Raw genomic sequence first — 23,731 nt, 5'->3', positions numbered from 1 at the left:
CCTTCCGGTTTGTGCCGGCGCAAAAGGGGCGGCTCATGCCGCCCCCACAATTTATACTATTCTTCCTGGTCCGTTCCGCCCATCTTATCCACCGTAGTTTTCAATTTTCTCACCAACGGAAGCAAAAATGCAGGCAATTCAATTCCAATATCGACCATATTTTCCAGAATACTGATCAGCTCATTGCAGATGATCCAAATTGCTACCACACATGCCACCAGAAATGTAAACGGCAGCTGATATCCTATCGTCTGAGCTGCATATGCCAGAAGCTGATCAATGATAGCACCTACAAATACCAATAGCCACATGGTCACCTTTTTAATGATCCCGCACATGCTACAATAAGAACTGACACCTCCATCCTGTCGATACCCAGCTGCCCAGATGCCTGTGACATAATCGATCACGTTGCAGGCAACCATCAAAAGCACAGGAATGTATAACACTCCCAGCATCGATGCCACCAGACTCATAACTGTAGTAACAAAAGCTTTCATATAATTCAAATTCATATGTCCTCTCCTTGTCATTTTTATACCCGACGCTATCCAGATATCCACGTACTCCATTATATGATGTACTCTCCTTTCTTGGCATAATAAAAGCCATTCATATGATTCCGATGGACACGGAGCCATATGAATGACTTTTTGTAGGACAAAATAAAAATTTTGATGAATTAAATGAAGTATTGGGCAGCAAACGCGGCGTTGTGGGGATGGCTGCCCAAAATCCAGTCCGCGGGTTGCTAATTGGATGAAGTATTGGGCAGCAAACACGGCGAAGTGGGGGGTGGCTGCCCAAAATCTAGCCCGCGGGTTGCTAATTGAATGAAGTTTTGGGCAGCAAACGCGGCAAACTGGGAGCGGCTGCCCAAAATCTAGCCCGCGGGTTGCTAATTGGATGAAGTTTTGGGCAGCATGCGCGGCATTGTGGGGATGGCTGCCCAAAATCTAGCCCGCGGGTTGCTAATTGGATGATGGGTTGGGCAGCAAACGCGGTGCTGTGGGGATGGCTGCCCAAAACCTAGCCCGCGAGTTGCTAATTGAATGATGTATTTGGCAGCAAACGCGGCATAGTGGGTGCGGCTGCCCAAAATCTAGCCCGCGGGTTGCTAATTGGATGATGGGTTGGGCAGCAAACGCGGCAAACTGGGAGCGGCTGCCCAAAATCTAGCTCGCGGGTTGTTAATTGGATGAAGTGTTGGGCAGCAAACGCGGCAAACTGGGAGTGGCTGCCCAAAATCTAGCCCGCGGGTTGCTAATTGAATGATGTTTTGGGCAGCATACGCGGCGTAATAGGGGTGGCTACCCAAAATCTAGCCCGCGGGTTGCTAATTGGCAGGTTAGTAAAAATCTTATTGAACAGAGAGGCATTCACGGTTTTTCACCGCTTCTCCCATTTCCCGGTTCGATACCTGCAATAGGAGATCAGCCAGTTAGCAGTCCAGCCTACCGGAACTGCCGCCCACACCATGAAGATACCGCATCTTGGAGCCATGGTCACAGCTACAATCACACGGATTCCAAGGTTTACCAGATTTGCTACAGTAAAGAGTTTCATATCACCAGCTCCTCTGAGCACACCGTCTGCAGTCATCTTAAAACCAATCAGACAGTAAAACCAGCCCATGAACATCATGCAGCTCACAGCTGTCTGCATAGCTGCTGGCGTGCCATCTGCCCCCAGGAACAGATAAGCAAGGCTGTCTCCTGACAGTTCCAGGGCCAGACAGATCACTGCTGCAAAGCCAAGGACCATAATGGTCACCGCACGATATCCCTCTCTGACCCGGTCTTTCTGTTCTGCTCCGATATTCTGTGCCGTATAAGAAGAAATGGCATTTCCCATGGCAGACATGGGAACAACACATATGGATTCCACACGCATAGCAGCCGAATAACCTGCCAGCATCTGAGAACCAAAGCTGTTGACCACGGATTGTACCAGCATCATACCGATGGACACGGTAGACTGCTGCAGGATCGACGGAAGTGCAATGCCTGTCATAGTACGAAGTTCTGTCATACTGAAAATATGTTTCCAGATGCTGCCCGTCCCTGTTTTCAGCGCAACATCCTGATTTCCTTTCATTCCCCATAAAGTCCGCAGCAGCACGCAGAAAGACAGTACTGCCGAGATTCCCTGCGCGATCAGCGTGGCCCAGGCTACACCGGCAACTCCCATATGAAGAGACTTTACCATAAAAATATCCAGTCCAACATTGAAGATTGACGAAAAGACCAGAAAATACAGAGGAATCCGGGATTTGCCAAGGGCATTGAACATAGCGGACAACACATTGTACATAAACAGAAATGGCAATCCCAGAAAATAAATATTCAGATACACCACAGACAGGTCCAGCACATCTGACGGCGTCTGCAACAGATTCATGATCCATTTTCCGCAGAGCAGCCCCACACTTCCCAGCAGGATACTGATGGCAAGAAAAGTAAGCAGTGCCGTATAGACTGCAGTCTTCATACGATCATAGGCTTTTGCACCAAAATGACGGCTCACCACTACCGATGCCCCCATACCGCCGCCGATGGCCACACAGATAAATACATTTGTCAGCGAATAAGAAGCCCCCACCGCCGCCAGTGCCTGCTCACTCACATAACGGCCGACAATGGCTGAATCCACCATCGTATAGGTCTGCTGAAACAGATTTCCGATGATCATAGGCAGCGCAAACAACGCCAGCGCATACATAGGCTTCTTTTTTATCAAATAATCTTGATTCATATTTTCACACTCTTTCTATTCCTGTGTTATATGATGTAACTATTCAGAGCCACATTCGCAAAACCGCCTCTACGAGGCTGTCTCCGTTTCACTACGGTCCTCGCTAAGCAGATGTCCCCTGGACATCTAGCGACTTTTGCTCATGTATGGCTTCTCGCCATATACATGTTCATAAATATGCTCTGTCATGCAAGCATGAACCGCATATTTATTGAACATGCGCATGGCTCTGAATAGTTACCATATGATAATATACCGGCACAAGCAGTGAACACGCACCCAGCCATGCCAGTGGACTCGCCAAACAGACACCCAGGTATCCGGCTACTGCGCAGAGTCCGATGGTACTTCCAAGTCTCATGACCAGTTCAATAATACAAGCCGTAAAAGGCGCAATGGTATTTCCCATGCTTTGAACTGCACAACGATAGATAGCCAGAAATCCAAGAAGCAGATAGCACGGAGCCACCCAGTTCAGATACCCGTTGGAATATACTATGATCTCTTTTGTCGGATGTTCAATAAACAATGCCACAATAGGTTCCCGCAGCAACAGGATTCCCACGCCCATCAGCACATTCAATGCCTGTGTCTGAATCAGTCCCGCACGTACTCCCTGACGGATCCGCTCTCTGTTCCCTGCACCATAATTCTGGGATACAAACGCAGAGACAGCTGATATCATGGCATTGTTGACCAGTACAGATACCTGGTCTACTTTAGTTGCTACCGTATATCCGGCCACTGCCACTGAACCCAGCGCATTGACTGCACTCTGCATGGAAAGCTGTCCAATACACATCACTGACATCTGAAAACCCATGGTAAATCCGATCTTCAGATGAGATGCTGATGTACGCATCAGATCTGAAAAGTCTTCTCTGCGAAGATGAAATTCATCAAACTTGTGCCATCCAGTCCACATACAAAGAACCACATAAAAAGAACGGCTGCAATGAACCGTTCTTTTCTATATATTTTTCAGTTATTTACAGTCTTGCAATATCGATCAGGATCAGATTTTTGTGATCGGTATCTTCCAGAGAAGTAACCAGTGCTTTTGCCGTATCAATGGCAGTCAGCACATTTACACCTGTCTCGATGGCATGACGGCGGATCACAAATCCATCATGGCTGTGCTCCACGCCCTGAGACGGGGTATCGATGACAAGATCGATCTCATGTCCAAGGATCAGATCCAGAATGTTCGGAGACTCCTGCTCTACTTTTCTGGTCAGACGAACCTGTACATCTGCATCCATCAACGCACGGGCAGTTCCTTTGGTTGCGTAGATGTTGTATCCCAGAGCTTCAAATCTCTTGGCGATCTCCACAGCCTCCGGCTTGTCCTCATCACGGACGGTCATGATCATGTTCTTGTATTTCGGCAGGCAAATACCAGCACCGAGGAATGCTTTGTAGAGAGCCTCATTGAAGGTCTTGGCAATTCCCAGACACTCACCGGTAGACTTCATCTCCGGTCCAAGGCTGATATCAGCGTCACGAATCTTCTCGAAGGAGAATACCGGCATCTTCACTGCATAATAATCAGCTTCCGGCTGCAGTCCCGGTGTATAACCAAGATCTTTGATCTTATGACCAAGAATCACTTTGGTTGCCAGCGGAACGATCGGGATTCCGGTTACTTTACTGATATATGGCACGGTACGGCTGGAACGCGGGTTCACCTCGATTACATATACATCCTCGCCCACTGCGATAAACTGAATGTTGATCAGTCCGACGACATGCAGAGAACGCGCCAGTCGTTTGGTATATTCTTCAATAGTTGCTTTCACATGGTCACTGATACTCTTTGCCGGGTAAACAGAGATACTGTCTCCAGAATGGATACCGGCACGCTCAATGTGCTCCATAATACCCGGGATCAGGATGTCGTCGCCATCACATACTGCATCGACCTCGATCTCCTTACCCTGCAGATATTTATCTACCAGGATCGGATGATCCTGTGCGATCCGGTTGATGATGCCGATAAATTCTTCCACATCTTCATCATTGATAGCGATCTGCATACCCTGGCCGCCAAGTACATAAGACGGACGAACCAGTACCGGGTAACCAAGACGGTTGGCAACCTCTTTTGCTTCCTCTGCAGTATATACGGTTCCTCCCTTTGGTCTCGGGATCTGGCACTGCTCCAGGATCTCATCAAACAGCTCTCTGTCCTCAGCCGCATCTACATTTTCTGCGGAAGTACCAAGGATCGGAACACCCATCTTCATCAGAGCTTCGGTCAGTTTGATAGCGGTCTGTCCACCAAACTGTACTACCGCTCCATCCGGTTTTTCCAGACGGACAATGCTCTCCACATCTTCCGGTGTCAGCGGCTCAAAATACAGTTTATCTGCAATATCGAAGTCTGTACTTACGGTCTCCGGGTTGTTATTGATAATGATGGTCTCATATCCTTCTTTGGAGAATGCCCAGGTGCAATGTACAGAACAGAAGTCAAACTCGATACCCTGTCCGATACGGATCGGACCGGAACCAAGAACCAGGACCTTCTTGCGGTCTTTGGTCTCAACTGCTTCATTCTCACTTCCGAATACAGAATAGTAATACGGTGTGGATGCTTCAAACTCAGCTGCACAGGTATCTACCATCTTGAATGCTGCCACGATACCATTGTCATAACGCATCTGTTTGATCTCATCCTCGGTCTTACCAGTCAGACGTGCGATCACGTTATCCGGGAATTCAATCCGTTTTGCTTCTTTCAGAAGATCAACGGTCAGTTCCTGTGTCTTCAGAGCCTGCTCCATCTCTACCAGGATTGCGATCTTGTCAATGAACCAGATATCAATCTTTGTAATATCATGGATCTCTTCATAAGAAATTCCCTGGCGGAGTGCCTCTGCGATCACCCAGATTCTACGGTCATCTACAACTGCCAGCTGCTCTAACAGTCCTTCTCTGTCCAGATGACTGAAATCATAAGACATAAGGCTGTCCACATGCTGCTCTAGAGAACGGATGGCTTTCATAAGGCCACCCTCAAAGCTGTCACAGATACTCATGACCTCTCCGGTCGCTTTCATCTGTGTGGTCAGTGTTCTTTTTGCACTGATGAATTTATCAAATGGCAGACGCGGCATCTTAACGACACAATAGTCCAGCATCGGCTCAAAGCTTGCCATAGTCTGTCCGGTAATTGCATTTTTGATCTCATCCAGTGTATATCCGATGGCGATCTTTGCAGCCACCTTTGCAATCGGATAACCAGTTGCCTTGGAAGCCAGTGCAGAAGAACGGCTTACACGCGGGTTTACCTCGATCACACAGTACTCAAAGCTCTCAGGATGAAGAGCAAACTGTACGTTACATCCTCCAGTGATCTTCAGCTCACTGATGATATTCAGTGCAGAAGTACGGAGCATCTGATATTCTTTATCCCCCAGAGTCTGGGAAGGTGCTACAACGATACTGTCACCGGTATGTACGCCGACAGGGTCGATATTTTCCATGTTGCAGACGGTGATCACATTTCCTGCTCCGTCACGCATTACCTCGTACTCGATCTCTTTCCAGCCTGCGATACAACGCTCAACCAGCACCTGGCCTACACGGGAAAGACGAAGTCCATTTGCAAGGATCTCCTCCAGTTCTTCCTGATTGTGTGCGATTCCACCGCCGCTTCCACCAAGCGTATACGCCGGACGAAGCACTACCGGATAACCGATCTTATTGGAAAATGCGATACCATCCTCCAGATTCTCAACAACCAGAGACGGAGCTACCGGCTCGCCGATCTTCTCCATGGTTGCCTTGAATTCCAGACGGTCCTCTGCTTTTTTGATGGTCTGGGAAGTCGTACCGATCAGTTTTACACCAGTCTTCTCGAAGAATCCTCTCTCATCCAGCTCCATTGCCAGATTCAGTCCTGCCTGTCCTCCAAGAGTCGGCAGCACGCTGTCCGGCTTTTCTTTCAGGATCAGCTGTTCAACCACATCTACTGTCAATGGTTCAATATAAACACGGTCTGCAATGTCTTTATCCGTCATGATCGTAGCCGGGTTAGAGTTGAGAAGAACAACCTCAAGTCCCTCTTCCTTCAGAGAACGGCAGGCCTGTGTACCTGCATAGTCAAACTCGGCAGCCTGTCCGATGACGATAGGGCCAGAACCGATCACCAGTACTTTTTTAATATCCGGATTCTTAGGCATTCTTCTTTTCCTCCATCATTTTCAAAAATCTGTCAAACAGGTAACTGGAATCCTGCGGTCCGGGGCATGCCTCCGGATGGTACTGAACTGTGAAAATATTTTTTCCTACATATTTCAGACCTTCGTTGGTTCCATCATTCACATTGGTAAATGCCGGCACAGCAACCTGTGGGTCAAGACTCTCAGGATCGACCGCATAACCATGGTTCTGAGAAGAGATATAAACTCTTCCAGTCTCCATATCTTTCACCGGGTGATTGCCGCCGCGGTGTCCATATTTCAATTTAAAAGTATCTGCACCTGTAGCAAGTGCCATGAGCTGATGTCCCAGACAGATTGCAAAGATCGGGATCTCTGTCTCATAGAGCTTGCGGATCTCTTTGATCACCTGCACACAGGCCTTCGGATCTCCAGGGCCGTTGGATAACATGATTCCATCCGGTCTGGATGCAATGATCTCTTCTGCAGTTGTGGTAGATGGATAGATCGTCACCTCACAACCACGCTCATTTAATGATCTGGCAATATTTTTCTTTGCACCAAGATCAAGAAGTGCTACTTTATAGCCGTCACCTGGCAGCACCTTTTTCTCACGGCAGCTCACCTTGGAAACTTCATCCCCGGTTGAATAAGCCTTCAGCTTCTTCATGACTTCATCCATATTATAATTTTCATCAGTGGTAATCATACCGTTCATGGTACCAGACTCACGTAAGATTTTGGTAAGTGCACGCGTATCTATGCCGCAGATACCAGGAATGTCATTTTTTTCAAGAAAATTCTGAATTGTATCCTCAGACCGGAAATTACTCGGCATTCTGGATAACTCACGGACAATAAAACCATCAACCCATGGTCTTTCTGACTCCATATCCTCATAACAGATTCCATAGTTGCCAATTAAAGGATAAGTCATTACGACTGCCTGCCCTGCATAAGAGGGGTCCGTCAAGACTTCCAGATATCCCGTCATAGACGTATTGAACACGATCTCACTGACCGCTTCGCGGGTGGAACCGATGCTTCTGCCTGTAAAGACATGGCCATCTTCCAGAATAAGAAATGCTTTCATCTTTTCACCTTTGTCCTTTCCTGTCTTAAAAATACCCAAATTGTCGTTATTATACACAAAAAGGGGGAAGTTGGCAAGCCCCTCCCCCAATGTTTTTCAAAAAACTTTCCGTTGCTACATCTTGCTGTATCCAAATCCATTGACGATCGCATCAATTTTCTGTTTTGCCTTACACATAGGACACACTCTTGCATCATAAGAAGCATAACCCTTCATATCTTTGGCACCGAAAATGCTGTTGACCTCAACGCCTCTTGCTTTGCTGATAAAACTGAAGACAGAAGCGATTCCCTGCACACGCCCTCCGTAATATTCAACACTGTCAATTGCCTTGTCAAGTGTCACACCAGTCGTGATGGAGGTGGACAGGATCAATACATTCTTTCCCTGCACCATCAGCTTCGTGTTGTCGCGGAAGATCATCTGACCGTTGATGTCCTGTTCCGGAGCAGTCACATAAATTGTTTCATGAGCATTCATACACCGGATACCAGAACGGCTCAGCTCCTGTGCCAGGTATGCACCGATCACTTCACATCCGTTCAGACAGATGATCGTATCTACCATCGTTGTATTGGCATATTTTGCTGCCAACAGTCTTGCTGCCGCTTCTGCCTCATTCTGACGGGCTCTTAATGTAGTCATATCTATATAATGAGTGATATGAGAATGAGAAGTCACAAAGTGTCCCGGGATAACCTTCAGGGCTACTTTTTTGTCAGCAGGTGAAATAATTTTGAACATACGATCTTCCATATATCTGATCCCCCTTTATTCGGCTGGTTACGAATCCCCTCCCCGCCGTTTTATATAGGAATATTGTACATAAAATATGGTTTTTCCGCAAGTGTTTTGTGAATTTTATTCAGAGATATGCAAATATTCAAAAAATATGTGTCAATAATTCACCGGCAGACGAGGGATATTGTCGATCCGCAGGTACTGACTGATGCATGCTACTGCAAAATCATGATCTGCCATATGATCAAGTCCCGATACGATCACGCTTCCGATCACTCCCACACCTTCCACACGGATCGGGAATGCGCCGCCTCTGGCTACGTAATCTTTTCCATTTAACCCCCTGTCTTCCAGTGTTTCCTGCTTCAGCTTAAGAAGCATATATAAACGCAGGGAACTCATCTCCATCATGCGGACGGTATTTTCTTTTCTCTTCATCCACAATTCATTACTGCAGTTGGTCCCACTGAATCCATACTGAAACACTGTGTAACCATTATTCAGACGGATGCTGACCGCCACAGGCAGATCATTTCTGGCTGCTTCTTCAACCATATAGCTACCAAGCTCCCATGCATCCTCATTCGTAAAATGAGAAAACTGAAGTATTTCCTCCTGCATGGTCAAAACTTTAACCGACTCTTCCAACATCATACGAATTTCCTCCTTCTGACTTCGGGTCAATCACCCTTTGTGCCTACCAGTATAGCACTTTTCAGTGTAAAAATCCATGCGTCTGTGCCCATAGATTATAATATCTGCAAAGACTGCTCATCGGAAGCACACAAAGAAGGGTGTAGAGCACTGCTCCTGTCAGAATGCTGATTCTCGCCAGAGGAAATGTCCTCCACTGACGGATGATCCATCCCACAAATATAATCGTCAGCCACAGCATAAAGGTAAGTGACAGAATCCGGTAAGCAGTCAGCCCATAGGCACTGATGTACAGGAACATTTTCCCAATCGCTGTGGTGATCAGAAGCAGTGTCAGCACCGACAGACAGACATTCATTCCTTTCAGACACATGAACTGTTTGTCTTTCCGACTGGTGAACAGATCTGACATGATCAAAATACAAAGGTTCCACACCGATACCTGACACAATTCAAAAAATCCCCTTCTGGCATATTCTGCATAGGTAAATGCCTCCGGCAGCTTTCCAGCCAGTGCCGAGAACAGGTATGACCCCTGCAGTCCGATAAATAATAGATACACACCACAGATTAGCACAAAAGTTGTGACCGCTGCCGGTACCGGCAGGATCTGAATCTGGTTTTTTGTCTTTTTCAGCATATCTTCCTTGATATAGTCTGTATGCCGTCCAGTCAGTCCTCCAAAAGTCAGACCAAACAGATAAAATGACACAGGTATTGCAAAGCACATACGAAGGGCAAATCCCAGCAGATGCGCCGTGATCCAGTCTGCCACATCTCCTGTCAGCATCTCAAATCCGGCGTCCGCACCAGACAGAAGCGGCAGCAGGATACACAGGAGAACTGCTGCTATCCCCAAACCCAGAGCCACCGCTTTCATTTCTGACAGGGATGTTTTGTCCTGCTCCCCGTCACCGCTCTTCTGGTGAAACAACACCCGGATCAGGGCATCCATATTGGTAAATGGTACCATTCCCAATGCATTCCATCCATCGAATAAGATCCAGCCGGATGTTCGTCCCTGATCCAGCAGTCTCCCTGATACTGCGAATGTCCAGTAAGCAGCCACCAGCAGTAATGCCAGAAACCGTCCGACCATCATGCCATTGTCCATTTCCTGAGAAATTCCGAGTATCAGCAAAATCACAAACCAGAACCAGCTTTCCTTCACAGGACGGATTCCCAAAGTCCTGGCATACACCAGCACCACTGCTGTATAAAAAACGGTGTAGACAGGCAGGCACCATGCAGAAGTACTGTTCGTGAACATCCAAATAAATCCATAGCCAAGCAGCAGATACAGTCCGCAGAAGATCCGATCCATTCCCTTTACACGATCAAATGCATTCATCGTCCTCATCCTCCACATATTCCAGAATATCTCCTGGCTGACAGTTAAGTGCTTTGCAGATGCTGTTTAAGGTACTCAGCTTGATTGCCTTGGCCTTACCATTTTTTAATATGGAAATATTCGCCATGGTGATCCCAACCCGTTCAGATAGCTCTGTAACGCTCATTTTCCGCTTTGCAAGCATGACATCTATATTGATAATGATCGACATATGTTCGCCCTCCTAGATGGTCCAGTCGCTCTGATCCTGCAGATCAGCCGCTTTCCAAATGAGATGAGACAATGCTGCTGCCGCTACAGAAAATCCAATACCGATCAGCGTGACCACAAAGCACAAAAGCAATATTCCTGGATGATTCATACCAATCAGCCAGAACAACACATTTCCCACCAAGAGCACCACAGCATCCGCTACCGCCAGAAAAGAAATACGTCCCATATACTCTGCATTTTCCGTAGTAAATGCATGATCCTTTTCAATATTTCCAAATATCTTCCACGCCAGATACAGAGCCCAAAAGCAAGGAATCGACAAAACCCACAGAAAGATGAGCCACGGCCAGAAGCAATAGGAAAACTCTGGATAGCTCTCCACCAGCCACTGTCCTGCCAGTGGCAGCACACCTCCTGCCAGTCCCAGTCCACAGACCGCTGCAAATAATACCAGTATCTTCAACCATTTTACCAATGTACGCTGTTCCATTTTTCTTCTCCTTTTTCCTTATTGTGGCTTCAGTATACTTGTACTTCCTGTATTTGTCAATATATTTTTATTGTTTTACGATAAATAATAGTCGTGCAGCAATGTGGCATGAAAAAAGGGCAGCCATAAGGCTGCCCTGAAAGGAGGACGTAAAGCCTCCACCTGCATTGGCATTGGCTTCTATGTCAGCATTTTACTCTGTAAATACCGTCGTCTGGATCTCACCGTCTGCACAATCAAAGATCACAGCATCAGAGTATGCGTAATTATCCATGGCGTCACGCATCTCGTATACCATGGAATAGCTTCCATCCGGAAGTTTCATCTCATCAAAGCTGGTATCTGCAGTCACTGTGAAGGTATCTGCGGTATAAGCTTCAAAATCATCATCACCGGTTGCGGTTGCTGCATACCAGATGGTTGTGATCTCATCACCTTCCTCCAGAAGCCGCAGTTCCTTGTCAGCCATACCCGTATCATCAATGCCCTGACGTGCGCCAAGGATGCTCCACTCTTCAGTAGTGAAATCATAGACAACCTGCAGATTATATTCCTCTCCGTTCAGGAGAATCGGAACAGAAAACATAGTATAATCTTCGCTTTCGTCGCTCAGCTCCATGAAAACCATGTTGCCATCAATGCTTCCCCAGACTCCGCGGAAATTGTCATAGAAGACTCCATTTTCCCAGTCTGCGTTCATATCATTATCGGTTCCCAGCCAGAGCATCAGGTCATCTTCCTCATCCACATAATAAAGGCTAAAGCCGATTCCAGCCAGAATATCATTGGCTTCCGGTCCCAATGTCAGATAGGAGATACCATCATCCGTCACATCCAGCGGTGCTCCGTCCCAGTCCACAGACAGAAGATTCTTCACCTCCGGCAGCTCCTCAAACTGCATATTTTTAATATATTCCATACCCGAATCATCCAGTTCACCGGTCAGCTCATAGGCATAGAAATATTTGAACGCAGCTCCTGTGCCAATATTAGCATAGCCCCAGAAATCATCCACATCACCATTGTAGGAATAATAGCAGGAAAGTCCGGTCGCTTCTGTCCGATACTGACCTCCTACCTGATACAGAACGCAGTCCTCCAGTGCATCCAGCACGTCCTTGGCAGACCCCAGCATATCAGAACTCTGTCTTGCCATATGACCAAGATCCACCATGTTGGTATAACCCTGCTCTCTGGTATTACCTCCATAATTCTCACTCTTTGCCGCCACACGGCCGAACTGTGAGAAGAATCCAGGATCTTCGCAGGCTGCCGCCAGTGCTTCTGAGCCAAAGGTATCATAAGCCGTCAGAAGCGGTCCCACTTTTGTCAGATCTGTAAGAGAAAGAGTGGTGTTGTCCTGAGTTCCCACTTCCTCACAGCCTGCATAATAAGCATCACAGATCACACGCCCCAGCTCTTCTCCATCCATGGAAGGATCATCCGCAAGGGCACCAACCCACTGGGAATAATACCATCCATTGGCAGGCTCTGTCTCCTCGGATGCAACCAGATAGTGTGCCAGATCCGAAAACGTATATGCCACATCCACTGTTGCCATCAGACAGGTGTCAAATCCTACCAGCTCCAAAGGCTGTTCTTCTTCCGAAGGCTCCCACACACTGGCAAATGCTGTGTACATTTCATCCAGGGTCAATGAATCAAATCCATACAGTTCGTCAAACGAAGCACCCGACACAGAACCACCTCCATGGTTCCAGAATACCACAGCTGTCTTTTCAGCCGGATAATTGTTCTTTGCAAACTGCAGGAAATCTGCAAGAGTCTCTGCTTCTCCCATACTTGCAGAAGGCTGCTCATCCACCAGTTCCAGTCCTTCACTGCTGTACAGCCATCTTTGCAGGTGGTCTGCATCGACCACATCATTCTGCCACTCGGAAGATCCACCCGTCTCAATGACCACATTTACATTTTCCGGAAGCTCCACCTCCATAAGCTCACTCAGATCATAGGTGGCAAATCCACCACCAGATTCCAGATCACTTCCACAGAGATACCAGTAGATTGACCAGCTTCCCTCTTCTGCTTCGGAAGCAGTATCCGCAGTCTGTCCGTCTGCCGTCTCCTCTTCGTCACAGGCTGTCAAAGCACACCCCATCACCAGAATCATGAATGCTGCCAGAAATCTCTTTTTCATTCGCATCCCTCCCATGTAAACTCAGATTCCCATCAGCTGCTTTTTCTTTGCTGAAAATTCTTCTTGTGTGATAACTCCTGCATCCAGAAGTTCTTTGTATTTCTTGATCTCCTCCACGGCACTTGTTCCTGCGGCAGCAGCTGGTTTCTTATTGCCGAGCACGCTCTTGACCGGCTGAGCGGCTGCCGCACCTGCACTTCCTGCCGCAGACATCTGAATCTCTTTTGCCCCCGGGCTTACCATCTGGATCAGATTGACCACCAGTGTATGAAGCTGATCCACCTTATCCTCATACTCCTGCAGATAGGTATTCACACTTGGATAGTACCTGTCAAATTCCGGTGCAGCCAGCGGCCAGCGGATCGAACCCCAGTACGGATGTTTCATGGCAAGTTCCACATAAAAGTAGCGGAATGGGCCTTTCACATCAAAAGTCGGTTCACTGCGGTAAGTTCTCGTGGAACGCTCGTCAAATCGCCGATCATCCATCCGACGGTCTCGCTCATCCAGTCTTCTGCCGCCAAGCCGACGGTCTCGCTCATCATAAAGGCGGTCCCGTTCATCCCGCATCCGTTCCATCTGTTCTACCATCTCATATTCCCGTCTCTGCGCCTCATACTGCGTGATCTGGGTGGACATGGCTCTGATCTTTGATGGCATCATACTCTTATAACATTTGATCGTGCCGCCCTGGCTTTCATACAGAGGCTTGTCATCCTCCAGCACCCTCAGACTCTTGAAATTGGATATTTTCATGATCAGTGCATTTTCGTCATCCTTCAGTTTGAAGAATCCATGGGATGCATCCATCACAAATGTTCCTTTTCCGAACCCAAAATCAAAGCGGTATGTCTCTGTAAATTTGTCCCTCAGAGGCTGTTGCTGATCATGATAGGAAATGTATTTGCTGAATTTATCCAGTGTCATCTTATCCACCAGCCCCTTAGGCAGGTCGATCTTCCGGTCACAGTCCTTACAGATGGGCATATCCTCCACCTTGGTTGCCAGAAGCCTTGGAGTCGGCTTTCCACAGACCGGACATAATTTTTTATTATTGCTGAATAATCCCATATTCATATCCTCCTAATATTCTCCCGATTCCAGATATTCTCTTTTATGAAAACCAAGAATGCCAGCGACCAGACAGGTGGGAACCATACGAATCGCCTGGTTGTATTTTGTCACAATATCATTATAGATCAATCTACTGGTCCACACCATTTTTTTATAACTCTCCACCGCATCCAGGCATTTTACATATCCTCTGTCTTCTTTCAGTTCCGGATATTTTCCGGAAATATCAGAAATTTCATCCAGGACCTTCTGGATCACACGCTCCTGTTTCAACACATCCGAAGGCATTGATCTGGCTGTAAGGATCCGATATTCTGTCTGAATCATTTTCTTCAGCCGACTGCCATCTTTCTCTGTATAAGATTCCACCAGATCCACCAACAGCATTGCAGCATCAAACTGGGAGAAAACCTGCACACCAAGCTGTCCCATAGCAAGGTTCACGTTCTCATCCATTACCACCAGTTTTTTCTTTGTCATAAGAATCCAGATCATCAGCAGGATCAGAAGTAAAATTACAATCACCAGGCTTTTCATCAAAGACCCCTCCATGCAAAAACAGCGGATGCGGATCACCCCGCATCCGCTGTCGCGATTCAATTTTATCTGTGGATCTTACTGCATGAAATAGATTCCGTTATATCCAGTATCATCATTCATAAGTACCATGGTCACTCCGTCCTCGTCCTCAGCAAATGCACATGCATAATTCAGTGTGCTTCCGCTGTTGTCCAGAGATACCAGTAAGGTGTACTCATCTACATACTCATAAGTACCAGTGAGGTTTCCGCCTCCCTGCTCCATGGTTGCATTGCCATCTTCATCAAATACCATATCAAGCGTTCCACCATAGTTCTGATCCAGAACACCAGTTGCTGTCTCTGCATCAAGTTCTTCGCCGCTAAGCATAGCACCTACAAAATGCCAGGTTGTTCCTGCTACATCCGGTGCCACTGCTGCTTCGATAGAGTACAGCGGTCCAAGATCCTCATCTGCTTCCTCAGAAGTATCCTCTGCTGCTACATCCTCTGTCTCTGCCTCATCTGCTTCTGCAGTATCATCAACAGTTTCTTCCACTGCTGTATCTGCTGCATCAGTCTCCGTATCAGATCCTCCACATGCAGTTACTGCCATCGCCAGAGTCAGGCTCATCATCATTGCAAGTACTTTTCTCTTCATATTCTTTCTCCTTCGTCACATTGTTTTGTGGTTATTAAGTTCCACCTGTTGTTTCCAGTGTACAGGAGAAAAACAAAAAAATGGCCGGTTCGACACAAACCGACCAAAAAATGCATTGAATCGACCATCAGGCAAGCACCACCTGATCTTTACTGAATGCATATTCCAGATATTGATTTTTGATTTCTGAACATTTTCCATGGGGAACCGGGATCTCATCCTGATTTACCATGAGGATTGCTTTGGAAGAAATAGTTTTGATGTATTCCATATTAACAAGATAAGACCTGTGCGCCCGAAGAAAGTTGTTGTATTTTGCAAGCTGTCCGCTTAAATCATCCATGCTTCCCACACTCTTCAGCTGTTCGCCGTTCTGCATATGAAAGACCAGTGTCCGTCCCTGGACCTCACAGTACATAAGCCTGTCCAGACTGATCTGGGTGATCCCGCTTTTGCATCTGAGGATCAGGCTTCTTCTCTGCTCCTGCGCGCATTCCTTGAGCACAGAATCCATCAGCCTGTAAAAACTCTCCGGCCAGATAGGCTTCAACTGATAAAAATATGCATTGACCGTATAAGATTCCACTGCATACTCCGCAGAAGAGGTAAGGAAAATAATCTTCATGGCACTGTCATATTCCCGGATCTCCTGTGCCGTCTCAATTCCGTTGACCCCTGGCATCAGAACATCCAGAAACAGAATATCAAACCGCATTCCCTTCTCGATCTGCGCTATCAGCTCCAGCGGACTGTGAAATGCAGTATATGTAATTTCCTGATTTCGTTCTACCCGATAGTTATCCATCAGAACATGCAGCTCGTTCAATATAGACAAATCATCATCGCAAAACGCCGCTTTTATCATCTCTGTAATCTCTTTCTTCTGAATTTTCTAGACTTTGATTCATCATAGCATACTTTTTTCGACAATTCCACCGTTTCAGTCGAACAGGATCTCTTCCACTGTTACAAATTCATACCCCTGCTTCTTCATCTCATCTACGATCATCAGAGCCGCCGTCACCGATGTGTCATAATAATCATGAAGCAGAATGATGTCCCCGTCCTCCACCTGCTGCAATACTCTTGACATCACAAGCCCCGCATCTGGTGTGCACCAGTCCAGAGGGTCCACATTCCACAACACCGGAAACATGTTCAGGTCCTGTTCCAGACTCTTATCCCAGCTTCCGTAAGGCGGCCGGATATAGGTCACATTCTCCCCGGTGATAGCTTTCAGGATCTCGTTAGTCTTCACAAGCTCTTCCCGAAATACCTCTTTATTATCAGAAGTCAGCTGGATATGACTGTAGGTATGATTGCCGATCAGATGTCCATCCGCCTTCTCCCGCCGGATCAGATCCGGGCAGGACTGTGCATTTTCACCAGTCACAAAGAACGTCGCCACTACCCCCCGCTCTTTCAGCCCGTCAAGCAGCCGTTCTGTATACAGGGAGCTGGGACCGTCATCAAAGGTCAGTGCTGCCTTTTTCGTCTCCACAAAAGCAGTACTGACAGACAGCACCTTCTCTTCCTGCCACAGAGCTGTCCACCCTGCCATCAGACAGATTATGATCAGTGCAGTACACCATCGCCTCATATGCCATTCTCCAGATCCTGCATCATTCCATCTTATGTCAGAGTTCATTAAGAAATGCTTCAAGGTTTCTTTATTTATTTTATAATTCTTTTAGAACATTGCCATAATTTGGACATATTTCCCTGATATGATAGTACTTGTAAGAACGACATATCCGTATTTCATTCATAACACTTGTGGGATTCGTAAGAGTCCTCCACTCCCTCAGAAAATCAAGGCTGCAAGGCCTTTTCTTTTTGCCCTCAGATCTCCGTGAAGGTATATTTCTGCGCGATCCCGGAAGTCTCCACATGATAGACAATGGTTCCATCCTCCAGGTCTTCCCGCTCGATCTTCAGTTCTCTGTCTTTGTGACGGCTCCGGATATACTGCTCCGGATCATCCAGCGCTACTTCCTCAAAAAATACATCCCGCATCTGATTGTTGGCGCATTCATTGAAGATCTCATGTACCACTTCATATTCTTTCATACTCATTTCCCCCTTAGTCCTGTTCATCCAGCTGTTTTCTCAAATACCGTCCTACCACATGGGCAAAAGTGGACAACTCCCTGATATAAGCAAAATCCTTGCCAAAGATCTTACGTTCTGCCTGCAGATCCTGTTCTTCTCCTGCAAAGACACCCAGCACAGAGATTCCCTGACTTCTGAGACGCCGCACTTCTGATGCCGTATCCTTCACCGCATAGTCGCCGGTATAGACTGCCGGATTCTTCGCATTTGGCCGGTTCACCACCAGATCATTAGGGCGTCCATCGCTTAACACGATCAATACCTTGTTCTCCTCCGGTCTTGCCAGCAACCCATCTGCTGCCGCCCGTAATGCCAGTCCGTCCCTGTTATTGGACGAAGAGGTAAATTCCATCAGATTCCAGTCTGCTTCTGCCGGATCATTATATTCCCGGAATCTCCGCATGACTGTATAGTCCCAGAAAGAGCAGAAACTCAAGACCCGATGTGGGATCCCTGCCCGGGTAAGTGCCGCTGACAAAATATACCCCTGCAGAGCGATCATATGCTGGCGGCTTCGCTGGGAACCGCTGGCATCGATCAGCACATCCACTACAAAATCCGAATTATTTTTCTTAAACTGCTTTAAGAATAATTTTGTATCACTGGTCCGTCCCACTTTCCACAGCTTCTGTGGAATCACTGTTCCATAGTCAGATATCTGCGTATCGTCTTCATTCCGTGCCTGCAGGGACCGCTTCAGAATATCTCCCAGTGCAGCAATATTATGCCGGGAGATCCTCTGATTCTGCCGGTAAAACCGTTCATTCATCTCACTGGTCCGCTTCGCCAGCACATACGTATTATTTTCCCTGACACAGCCCTTTAGAATGCCCTCCGTAAAATACAGCTTACAGTCCGCATGAATTCCACGGCAGATCCGTCGATTCAGCCGTTCCTGTTCCCTTGCATCCATATAGGATGTACCAAAATGCAGTTCTATATAGGAATACATCTTTTTAATGTCTTCCTCAGTGATCAGGATCTTTCCGGCGCGATGCTTTTTCTCCTCCGCCTCTTCTTCATCCTCCGGCAATGTACTGCTGTTTGCCTGTCGCATCATCTCTTCCAATGAGGCTTCTGTGGCATTTTCATCCAGGAAATCCTGCCAGTCAAATTTTTTCAAATCTGCTTCCCTGACGGAGAGAACCTGTTCCAGCGTTCCATGTTCCTTTTCAAAATGCGGGTCTACCAGACGATTGTAAAATCCGTCCACTTTTCGGATCACATCCATCGTATCCTCTGCATTCTGGAGAGAAAATAACTCTTCCACCTGCTCCCGGACCATTTTACCAGCTGTATAGGTCCCATCAAGTCCTTGCTGGAGCATAGCGATCTTCATCCGTGCTACCGGGTCATTCCGTCTTGCCAGCCGGTCAAAATCCCGATCCAGAATATCTCCAAAAGCTTTTTTCCGAAGAGTTGACACACCCTTACGCTCAACTGTGATTTTCTGTAATACCGCCTGATCCACACACATCTGTGCCAATCCTGCAAGGGATGGCTCATCCGCACCCATATAAAGCTTTTTCACCAGATACATGCCAAACTCGTCCTTGGAAAAATAACGCGCAAATGCCCCTTGTTTGACCGCATCATAGAGGGTAATATACTGAGATTCCCGAAAGGAATCAAGATCCAGGTTCACATCCAGATCATAGTCTCCACTCACTGTCCACAGCAGATTCTTCATGCGGTTTTCCAGTTCGTAACGATATTCTTCCTCGCTGTATATCTGCGATCTGTCCTGCATTAGAATACATTCTCCCTTGTCCAGTCCTCGGGAATTCTGGTCATTGCCATATCTGACACGATCTCCCGCTCAAAAATATCAAATGCTTTGTTAATAATGCCCATCTGCACAGCCTGCCAGGGCGTAAGCCCGATCTTCACTGCTCCCAATGCGGATAGAAGACCTCGCAGATCCATACATTTGGTAGAGATCTCACTATTATCTGCCTTTTCCTGCAGATCCAGGAACAGTCCGCCAAATGCATCCAGCGCCTCTTCCTTGATCTTTGGATAGTCATGACGAATGATCCGGTAAAGATTTTCCTTGGTAAGTGCGGGCATATCGATCACCAGGAACCGGGATACCAATGCTTCATTCAACTCTCTGGTTCCCGCATACCCATAATTCATAGTTCCTATAAAACGAGTAGCCGGATGCAGATCGATCCGTTCATAGCCTGGCACATCGATCATCCGCCGATGATCCAGTGTGGCATGAAGAACGCTGGCTGCATCATTTTTTGCCATATTGATCTCATCAAAGATGCCAAATCCGCCCTCTTCCGCACAGCGGTATACGCTTCCTTTCCGAAGTTCCACCTGATTATTGCGGAACGTGTCAGTTCCTATCAACGTACTGCTGTCCGTATTGACATTGAAGGAAATATTATAAGAAGGTCTGCCGAAGATCCATGCCAGATTCTCCGCCAGAATATTTTTACCGGTCGCCTTGGCTCCTGACAGCAGCAGGTTCGATCCCTGAAGCAGAGCTGCCATGGCCATCTCCAGGATCTCTTTTCCATAAAACGGAATGTTTGGGCGGTTCACTCTCTGCAATGCTGCCTCATCCGCCGGATATTCCTGCCGAAATGCTTCCACCTGTGCCAAAAGGGTTGGACTTATATCCTGCTCCTCCAAAAACTGTAATTCTTTTTGCATATAAACTCCTCTTATCGTACTCTCAATCCTCCAGGAACTGCGCCAGCACATAATTGCTGATATCAATTCCATACTCTGTTAAACTGATTCTGCCATTTTTCTCTTCCAAAAGCTGTTGCATTTGCAACTTTTCCAATAATTTTTCATAATGTGCCCCATATGGACCCGGATCAATGCCTTCCATCTTCCGCAAGCCTAAGAAAAATGTTTCTTCCCGGATATCCTGCTCTGAAAGTTCTTCTTCTGTTCCTCTGATCCGTCCCTGTAGATACTGCTTCAGTTCACAGGTATTGGTATAACGCCTGTTTTCCAGAAGAGATGCACTTCCCAGTCCAAATCCTTTGTATTCCCTCCGATCCCAGTAACCAAGGTTATGTCTGCAGGCATAGCCCGCCCGGGCATAATTGGAGATTTCATACCGCTCATAACCATGTTCATGAAGAATCCTCTTCGTATCATGATACATCTGCCGCTCTTCCTCTTCCGGTGGCAACAGCTCCGGATGATCCTCATATTTCTCATAAAAAGGTGTACCTTCCTCAATGATCAGACTGTATGCCGAAATGTGTTCCGGCTTAAGTTCCAACACTTTTTCAAGGGTCTTTCTCCAGCTGTCCACTGTCTGACCTGGAAGTGCCGACATAAGATCCACATTGATATTAGTAAATCCGGCAATCCTGGCCTGATGAAAACTATCCAGGAATTCCTCCCAGGTATGGATCCGTCCTAACTTTCGCAGTTCTTCATTGTCCGCAGACTGAAGACCAAAACTGATCCGATTGATACCGCAATCCAGATAGTTCCGCAGTTTTTCCTCATCCACCGTTCCCGGATTGGCCTCAATAGTCACCTCCGCGTCTGAATTCCAGCAGAAGACTTCCTTCAATGCCGTCATGATCCGGCGGATCTGGTCAGGCTTCAGAATACTTGGCGTACCACCTCCAAAAAATGCAGATACCACCTCATAGTTTTCGGGATCACAGGGTGCCCACTTATTATCAGAATCCCCGACCCCTGCATGTTTGCAATGACAGATTTCCTCGATCAGACAGTTGATATAGGCCTCCCGCACCTCAAGTGTGGAAGGCCCTGAAAGGAAGTCACAATATGCACATTTTTTTACGCAAAAAGGAATGTGAATGTATAATTCCAATGGTTTTTTTGTCATGTTATTTATCATCCAGTTTCAGAACACTCATGAAGGCTTTCTGCGGGATCTCTACATTACCGATCTGACGCATTCTCTTCTTACCTTCCTTCTGTTTTTCCAGAAGCTTCTTCTTACGGGAAATATCGCCGCCGTAACATTTTGCAAGCACATCTTTTCTCATAGCTCTGACCGTCTCTCTGGCAATGATCTTGCCTCCTACAGCCGCCTGGATCGGAATCTCGAACAGATGACGCGGAATCTCATCTTTGAGCTTCTCGCACATCTTCCGTCCGCGCTCATAAGCGGAATCCTTATGCACGATGAAGGAAAGTGCATCCACCTCTTCCTTGTTGATCAGGATGTCCAGCTTCACCAGCTCTGACTGTACATAACCCTTGAACTCATAGTCGAAGGACGCATAGCCTCTGGAACGGGATTTCAGTGCATCAAAGAAATCGTAGATGATCTCGTTGAGCGGCAGGTCGTATTTCAGAAGCGCACGGGTCTCCTCAATATAGTCCATACCATTATAAATGCCACGACGCTCCTGGCAAAGATCCATGATTGCACCGATAAACTCTGTCGTTACCATGATCTCTGCGCTGACCATAGGCTCTTCCATATATTCGATCTCTGACGGATCCGGCAGATTGGACGGATTGGTCAGCTCGATCATATCACCATTGGTCTTGTGTACCCGGTAAATAACGCCCGGTGCCGTTGTTACCAGATCCAGATTGTACTCTCTCTCCAGACGCTCCTGAATAATCTCCAGATGAAGCAGTCCTAAGAATCCGCAGCGGAAACCAAATCCCAGTGCAATAGAAGTCTCCGGTTCAAACTGCAGGGATGCATCGTTAAGCTGCAACTTCTCCAAAGCATCTCTCAGATCCGGATATTTAGCTCCATCTGCCGGATAGAGTCCGCAGTATACCATGGACTGTACCTTTTTATATCCCGGCAGCGGCTCTGCACAGGGATTGTTCTGGTCAGTGACCGTATCACCCACACGGGTGTCTTTTACATTTTTAATACTTCCGGTAATATAACCTACCATGCCGGCGCTCAGTTCCTCACAAGGAATAAACTGACCTGCTCCAAAATAACCAACCTCTACCACATCCGCATCTGCCCCGGTCGCCATCATATGGATCGGCATGCCTTTGCGGACCGTTCCTTCTTTGATTCTGCAGAAAATAATAACTCCCTTGTAGGAATCATAGACAGAGTCAAAGATCAATGCCTGCAGAGGTGCCTTCGGATCACCCTTTGGTGCCGGAATCTTCTTTACGATCTGTTCCAGTACCTGATCCACATTCTGTCCGGTCTTTGCAGAGATCCGTGGTGCGTCATGTGCCTCTATTCCGATCACATCCTCAATTTCTTCGATCACTCGCTCCGGCTCTGCACTGGGAAGATCGATCTTGTTGATGACCGGCATCACATCCAGATCATGATCCAGCGCCAGATATACATTGGCTAAAGTCTGTGCTTCGATTCCCTGCGCCGCATCTACTACCAGGATTGCTCCGTCACAGGCTGCCAGACTGCGGGATACCTCATAGTTAAAGTCCACGTGACCTGGTGTATCGATCAGGTTGAAAATATACTCCTCGCCGTCTTCTGCTTTATATACGGTACGAACTGCCTGCGCTTTGATGGTGATTCCACGCTCTCGCTCCAGTTCCATGTTGTCAAGAACCTGCGCCTGCATCTCTCTGCTGGTCAGCAGTCCTGTCATCTCAATAATACGGTCCGCCAGTGTCGACTTTCCGTGGTCAATATGCGCCACAATACAAAAATTGCGGATCTTGCTCTGATCTATTTCTGCCATTCCTTATCCTCCGTTGTATCTCTTCAAAACGCAGTGTACTGCGTATATGCCTCTTACGCAGTGCATAAGCTCGATTTCGCTGACGCTCCATGCAC

21 protein-coding genes are annotated in these 23,731 nt (G+C 47.2%); all 21 read right to left on the bottom strand.

Annotation, left to right across the window (positions count from 1 at the left end):
• Positions 1–56: 56 nt before the first annotated feature.
• Positions 57–515: a phage holin family protein gene (locus WMO62_RS00465; RefSeq protein WP_349143431.1), complete on the bottom strand. Its 459-nt coding sequence runs from the start codon at positions 513–515 to the stop codon at positions 57–59.
• A gap of 874 nt (positions 516–1,389) precedes the next feature.
• A complete protein-coding gene (locus WMO62_RS00460) occupies positions 1,390–2,754 on the bottom strand; it encodes an MATE family efflux transporter (RefSeq protein ID WP_349143430.1) in 1,365 nt (454 codons plus the stop codon).
• Positions 2,755–2,962: 208 nt separating this feature from the next.
• Positions 2,963–3,679 carry an MATE family efflux transporter gene (locus WMO62_RS00455; protein WP_349143429.1) on the bottom strand — a complete coding sequence of 239 codons (717 nt, stop codon included), beginning with the start codon at positions 3,677–3,679 and terminating at the stop codon, positions 2,963–2,965.
• Between the two features lie 64 nt (positions 3,680–3,743).
• Complete coding sequence (carB, locus tag WMO62_RS00450) at positions 3,744–6,941, bottom strand: carbamoyl-phosphate synthase large subunit (RefSeq protein ID WP_349143428.1); 3,198 nt, start codon at positions 6,939–6,941, stop codon at positions 3,744–3,746.
• Positions 6,934–8,013, bottom strand: a complete 1,080-nt coding sequence (locus tag WMO62_RS00445; protein WP_349143427.1) for a carbamoyl phosphate synthase small subunit — start codon at positions 8,011–8,013, stop codon at positions 6,934–6,936. Before WMO62_RS00445 ends, carB begins: the two co-directional genes overlap by 8 nt.
• Positions 8,014–8,127: 114 nt before the next feature.
• A complete protein-coding gene (locus WMO62_RS00440; RefSeq protein ID WP_349143426.1) occupies positions 8,128–8,769 on the bottom strand; it encodes a phosphoribosyltransferase family protein in 642 nt (213 codons plus the stop codon).
• Between the two features lie 141 nt (positions 8,770–8,910).
• Positions 8,911–9,408, bottom strand: coding sequence for a heme-degrading domain-containing protein (locus tag WMO62_RS00435; RefSeq protein WP_118438090.1), 498 nt, complete (start codon positions 9,406–9,408; stop codon positions 8,911–8,913).
• A gap of 61 nt (positions 9,409–9,469) precedes the next feature.
• Positions 9,470–10,759, bottom strand: coding sequence for a DUF4153 domain-containing protein (locus tag WMO62_RS00430; protein WP_349143425.1), 1,290 nt, complete (start codon positions 10,757–10,759; stop codon positions 9,470–9,472).
• A complete protein-coding gene (locus WMO62_RS00425) occupies positions 10,746–10,970 on the bottom strand; it encodes a helix-turn-helix domain-containing protein (RefSeq protein WP_117496642.1) in 225 nt (74 codons plus the stop codon). Before WMO62_RS00425 ends, WMO62_RS00430 begins: the two co-directional genes overlap by 14 nt.
• A 12-nt stretch (positions 10,971–10,982) precedes the next feature.
• Positions 10,983–11,462, bottom strand: a complete 480-nt coding sequence (locus tag WMO62_RS00420; protein ID WP_349143424.1) for a DUF2975 domain-containing protein — start codon at positions 11,460–11,462, stop codon at positions 10,983–10,985.
• A gap of 193 nt (positions 11,463–11,655) precedes the next feature.
• Positions 11,656–13,620, bottom strand: a complete 1,965-nt coding sequence (locus WMO62_RS00415; protein WP_349143423.1) for a clostripain-related cysteine peptidase — start codon at positions 13,618–13,620, stop codon at positions 11,656–11,658.
• Between the two features lie 21 nt (positions 13,621–13,641).
• Positions 13,642–14,691, bottom strand: a complete 1,050-nt coding sequence (locus WMO62_RS00410; RefSeq protein WP_349143422.1) for an SHOCT domain-containing protein — start codon at positions 14,689–14,691, stop codon at positions 13,642–13,644.
• Between the two features lie 12 nt (positions 14,692–14,703).
• Positions 14,704–15,231 carry a LemA family protein gene (locus tag WMO62_RS00405; RefSeq protein ID WP_349143421.1) on the bottom strand — a complete coding sequence of 176 codons (528 nt, stop codon included), beginning with the start codon at positions 15,229–15,231 and terminating at the stop codon, positions 14,704–14,706.
• 78 nt (positions 15,232–15,309) lie between these two features.
• Positions 15,310–15,873 carry an isomerase gene (locus tag WMO62_RS00400; protein WP_118438096.1) on the bottom strand — a complete coding sequence of 188 codons (564 nt, stop codon included), beginning with the start codon at positions 15,871–15,873 and terminating at the stop codon, positions 15,310–15,312.
• A gap of 127 nt (positions 15,874–16,000) precedes the next feature.
• The gene (locus WMO62_RS00395) at positions 16,001–16,738 is read right to left on the bottom strand and encodes a LytR/AlgR family response regulator transcription factor (protein WP_349143420.1); all 738 of its coding nucleotides are present in this window, start codon (positions 16,736–16,738) and stop codon (positions 16,001–16,003) included.
• Positions 16,739–16,813: 75 nt separating this feature from the next.
• Positions 16,814–17,473 (bottom strand): polysaccharide deacetylase family protein, encoded by a 660-nt coding sequence (locus WMO62_RS00390; RefSeq protein WP_349143419.1) that lies wholly within the window; start codon positions 17,471–17,473, stop codon positions 16,814–16,816.
• A gap of 242 nt (positions 17,474–17,715) precedes the next feature.
• Entirely contained in the window at positions 17,716–17,943 is a 228-nt protein-coding gene (locus WMO62_RS00385; protein ID WP_118596106.1) for a hypothetical protein, read from the bottom strand.
• 13 nt (positions 17,944–17,956) lie between these two features.
• The gene (locus tag WMO62_RS00380; protein WP_349143418.1) at positions 17,957–19,735 is read right to left on the bottom strand and encodes a cobaltochelatase CobT-related protein; all 1,779 of its coding nucleotides are present in this window, start codon (positions 19,733–19,735) and stop codon (positions 17,957–17,959) included.
• A complete protein-coding gene (locus WMO62_RS00375; protein ID WP_147601913.1) occupies positions 19,735–20,652 on the bottom strand; it encodes an AAA family ATPase in 918 nt (305 codons plus the stop codon). The genes WMO62_RS00380 and WMO62_RS00375 overlap by 1 nt, the downstream gene beginning before the upstream one ends.
• Before the next feature lie 22 nt (positions 20,653–20,674).
• Positions 20,675–21,820 (bottom strand): radical SAM family heme chaperone HemW, encoded by a 1,146-nt coding sequence (hemW, locus tag WMO62_RS00370; RefSeq protein ID WP_349143417.1) that lies wholly within the window; start codon positions 21,818–21,820, stop codon positions 20,675–20,677.
• Position 21,821: 1 nt separating this feature from the next.
• On the bottom strand, positions 21,822–23,636 hold the full coding sequence (lepA, locus tag WMO62_RS00365) for a translation elongation factor 4 (RefSeq protein ID WP_117496614.1): 1,815 nt from the start codon (positions 23,634–23,636) through the stop codon (positions 21,822–21,824).
• Positions 23,637–23,731 lie beyond the last annotated feature (95 nt).

The organism is Hominiventricola aquisgranensis (assembly GCF_040096225.1).
Classification (GTDB): Bacteria; Bacillota; Clostridia; order Lachnospirales; family Lachnospiraceae; genus Hominiventricola; species Hominiventricola aquisgranensis.
The sequence above is the reverse complement of the archived record's forward strand: the minus strand, read 5'-3'. Positions and strand labels throughout refer to the sequence as shown.

Coding starts and splice junctions, on each gene's coding strand:
- WMO62_RS00380 (WP_349143418.1), bottom strand. CDS start 19,735: ATGCAGGACAGATCGCAGATATACAGCGAGGAAGAATATCGTTACGAA.
- WMO62_RS00385 (WP_118596106.1), bottom strand. CDS start 17,943: ATGAAAGAATATGAAGTGGTACATGAGATCTTCAATGAATGCGCCAAC.
- WMO62_RS00410 (WP_349143422.1), bottom strand. CDS start 14,691: ATGGGATTATTCAGCAATAATAAAAAATTATGTCCGGTCTGTGGAAAG.
- WMO62_RS00400 (WP_118438096.1), bottom strand. CDS start 15,873: ATGAAGAGAAAAGTACTTGCAATGATGATGAGCCTGACTCTGGCGATG.
- lepA (WP_117496614.1), bottom strand. CDS start 23,636: ATGGCAGAAATAGATCAGAGCAAGATCCGCAATTTTTGTATTGTGGCG.
- WMO62_RS00460 (WP_349143430.1), bottom strand. CDS start 2,754: ATGAATCAAGATTATTTGATAAAAAAGAAGCCTATGTATGCGCTGGCG.
- WMO62_RS00430 (WP_349143425.1), bottom strand. CDS start 10,759: ATGAATGCATTTGATCGTGTAAAGGGAATGGATCGGATCTTCTGCGGA.
- WMO62_RS00415 (WP_349143423.1), bottom strand. CDS start 13,620: ATGAAAAAGAGATTTCTGGCAGCATTCATGATTCTGGTGATGGGGTGT.
- WMO62_RS00395 (WP_349143420.1), bottom strand. CDS start 16,738: ATGATAAAAGCGGCGTTTTGCGATGATGATTTGTCTATATTGAACGAG.
- WMO62_RS00465 (WP_349143431.1), bottom strand. CDS start 515: ATGAATTTGAATTATATGAAAGCTTTTGTTACTACAGTTATGAGTCTG.
- WMO62_RS00435 (WP_118438090.1), bottom strand. CDS start 9,408: ATGATGTTGGAAGAGTCGGTTAAAGTTTTGACCATGCAGGAGGAAATA.
- WMO62_RS00440 (WP_349143426.1), bottom strand. CDS start 8,769: ATGGAAGATCGTATGTTCAAAATTATTTCACCTGCTGACAAAAAAGTA.
- WMO62_RS00445 (WP_349143427.1), bottom strand. CDS start 8,013: ATGAAAGCATTTCTTATTCTGGAAGATGGCCATGTCTTTACAGGCAGA.
- WMO62_RS00375 (WP_147601913.1), bottom strand. CDS start 20,652: ATGCAAAAAGAATTACAGTTTTTGGAGGAGCAGGATATAAGTCCAACC.
- WMO62_RS00455 (WP_349143429.1), bottom strand. CDS start 3,679: ATGTGGACTGGATGGCACAAGTTTGATGAATTTCATCTTCGCAGAGAA.
- WMO62_RS00425 (WP_117496642.1), bottom strand. CDS start 10,970: ATGTCGATCATTATCAATATAGATGTCATGCTTGCAAAGCGGAAAATG.
- hemW (WP_349143417.1), bottom strand. CDS start 21,820: ATGACAAAAAAACCATTGGAATTATACATTCACATTCCTTTTTGCGTA.
- carB (WP_349143428.1), bottom strand. CDS start 6,941: ATGCCTAAGAATCCGGATATTAAAAAAGTACTGGTGATCGGTTCTGGC.
- WMO62_RS00390 (WP_349143419.1), bottom strand. CDS start 17,473: ATGAGGCGATGGTGTACTGCACTGATCATAATCTGTCTGATGGCAGGG.
- WMO62_RS00405 (WP_349143421.1), bottom strand. CDS start 15,231: ATGAAAAGCCTGGTGATTGTAATTTTACTTCTGATCCTGCTGATGATC.
- WMO62_RS00420 (WP_349143424.1), bottom strand. CDS start 11,462: ATGGAACAGCGTACATTGGTAAAATGGTTGAAGATACTGGTATTATTT.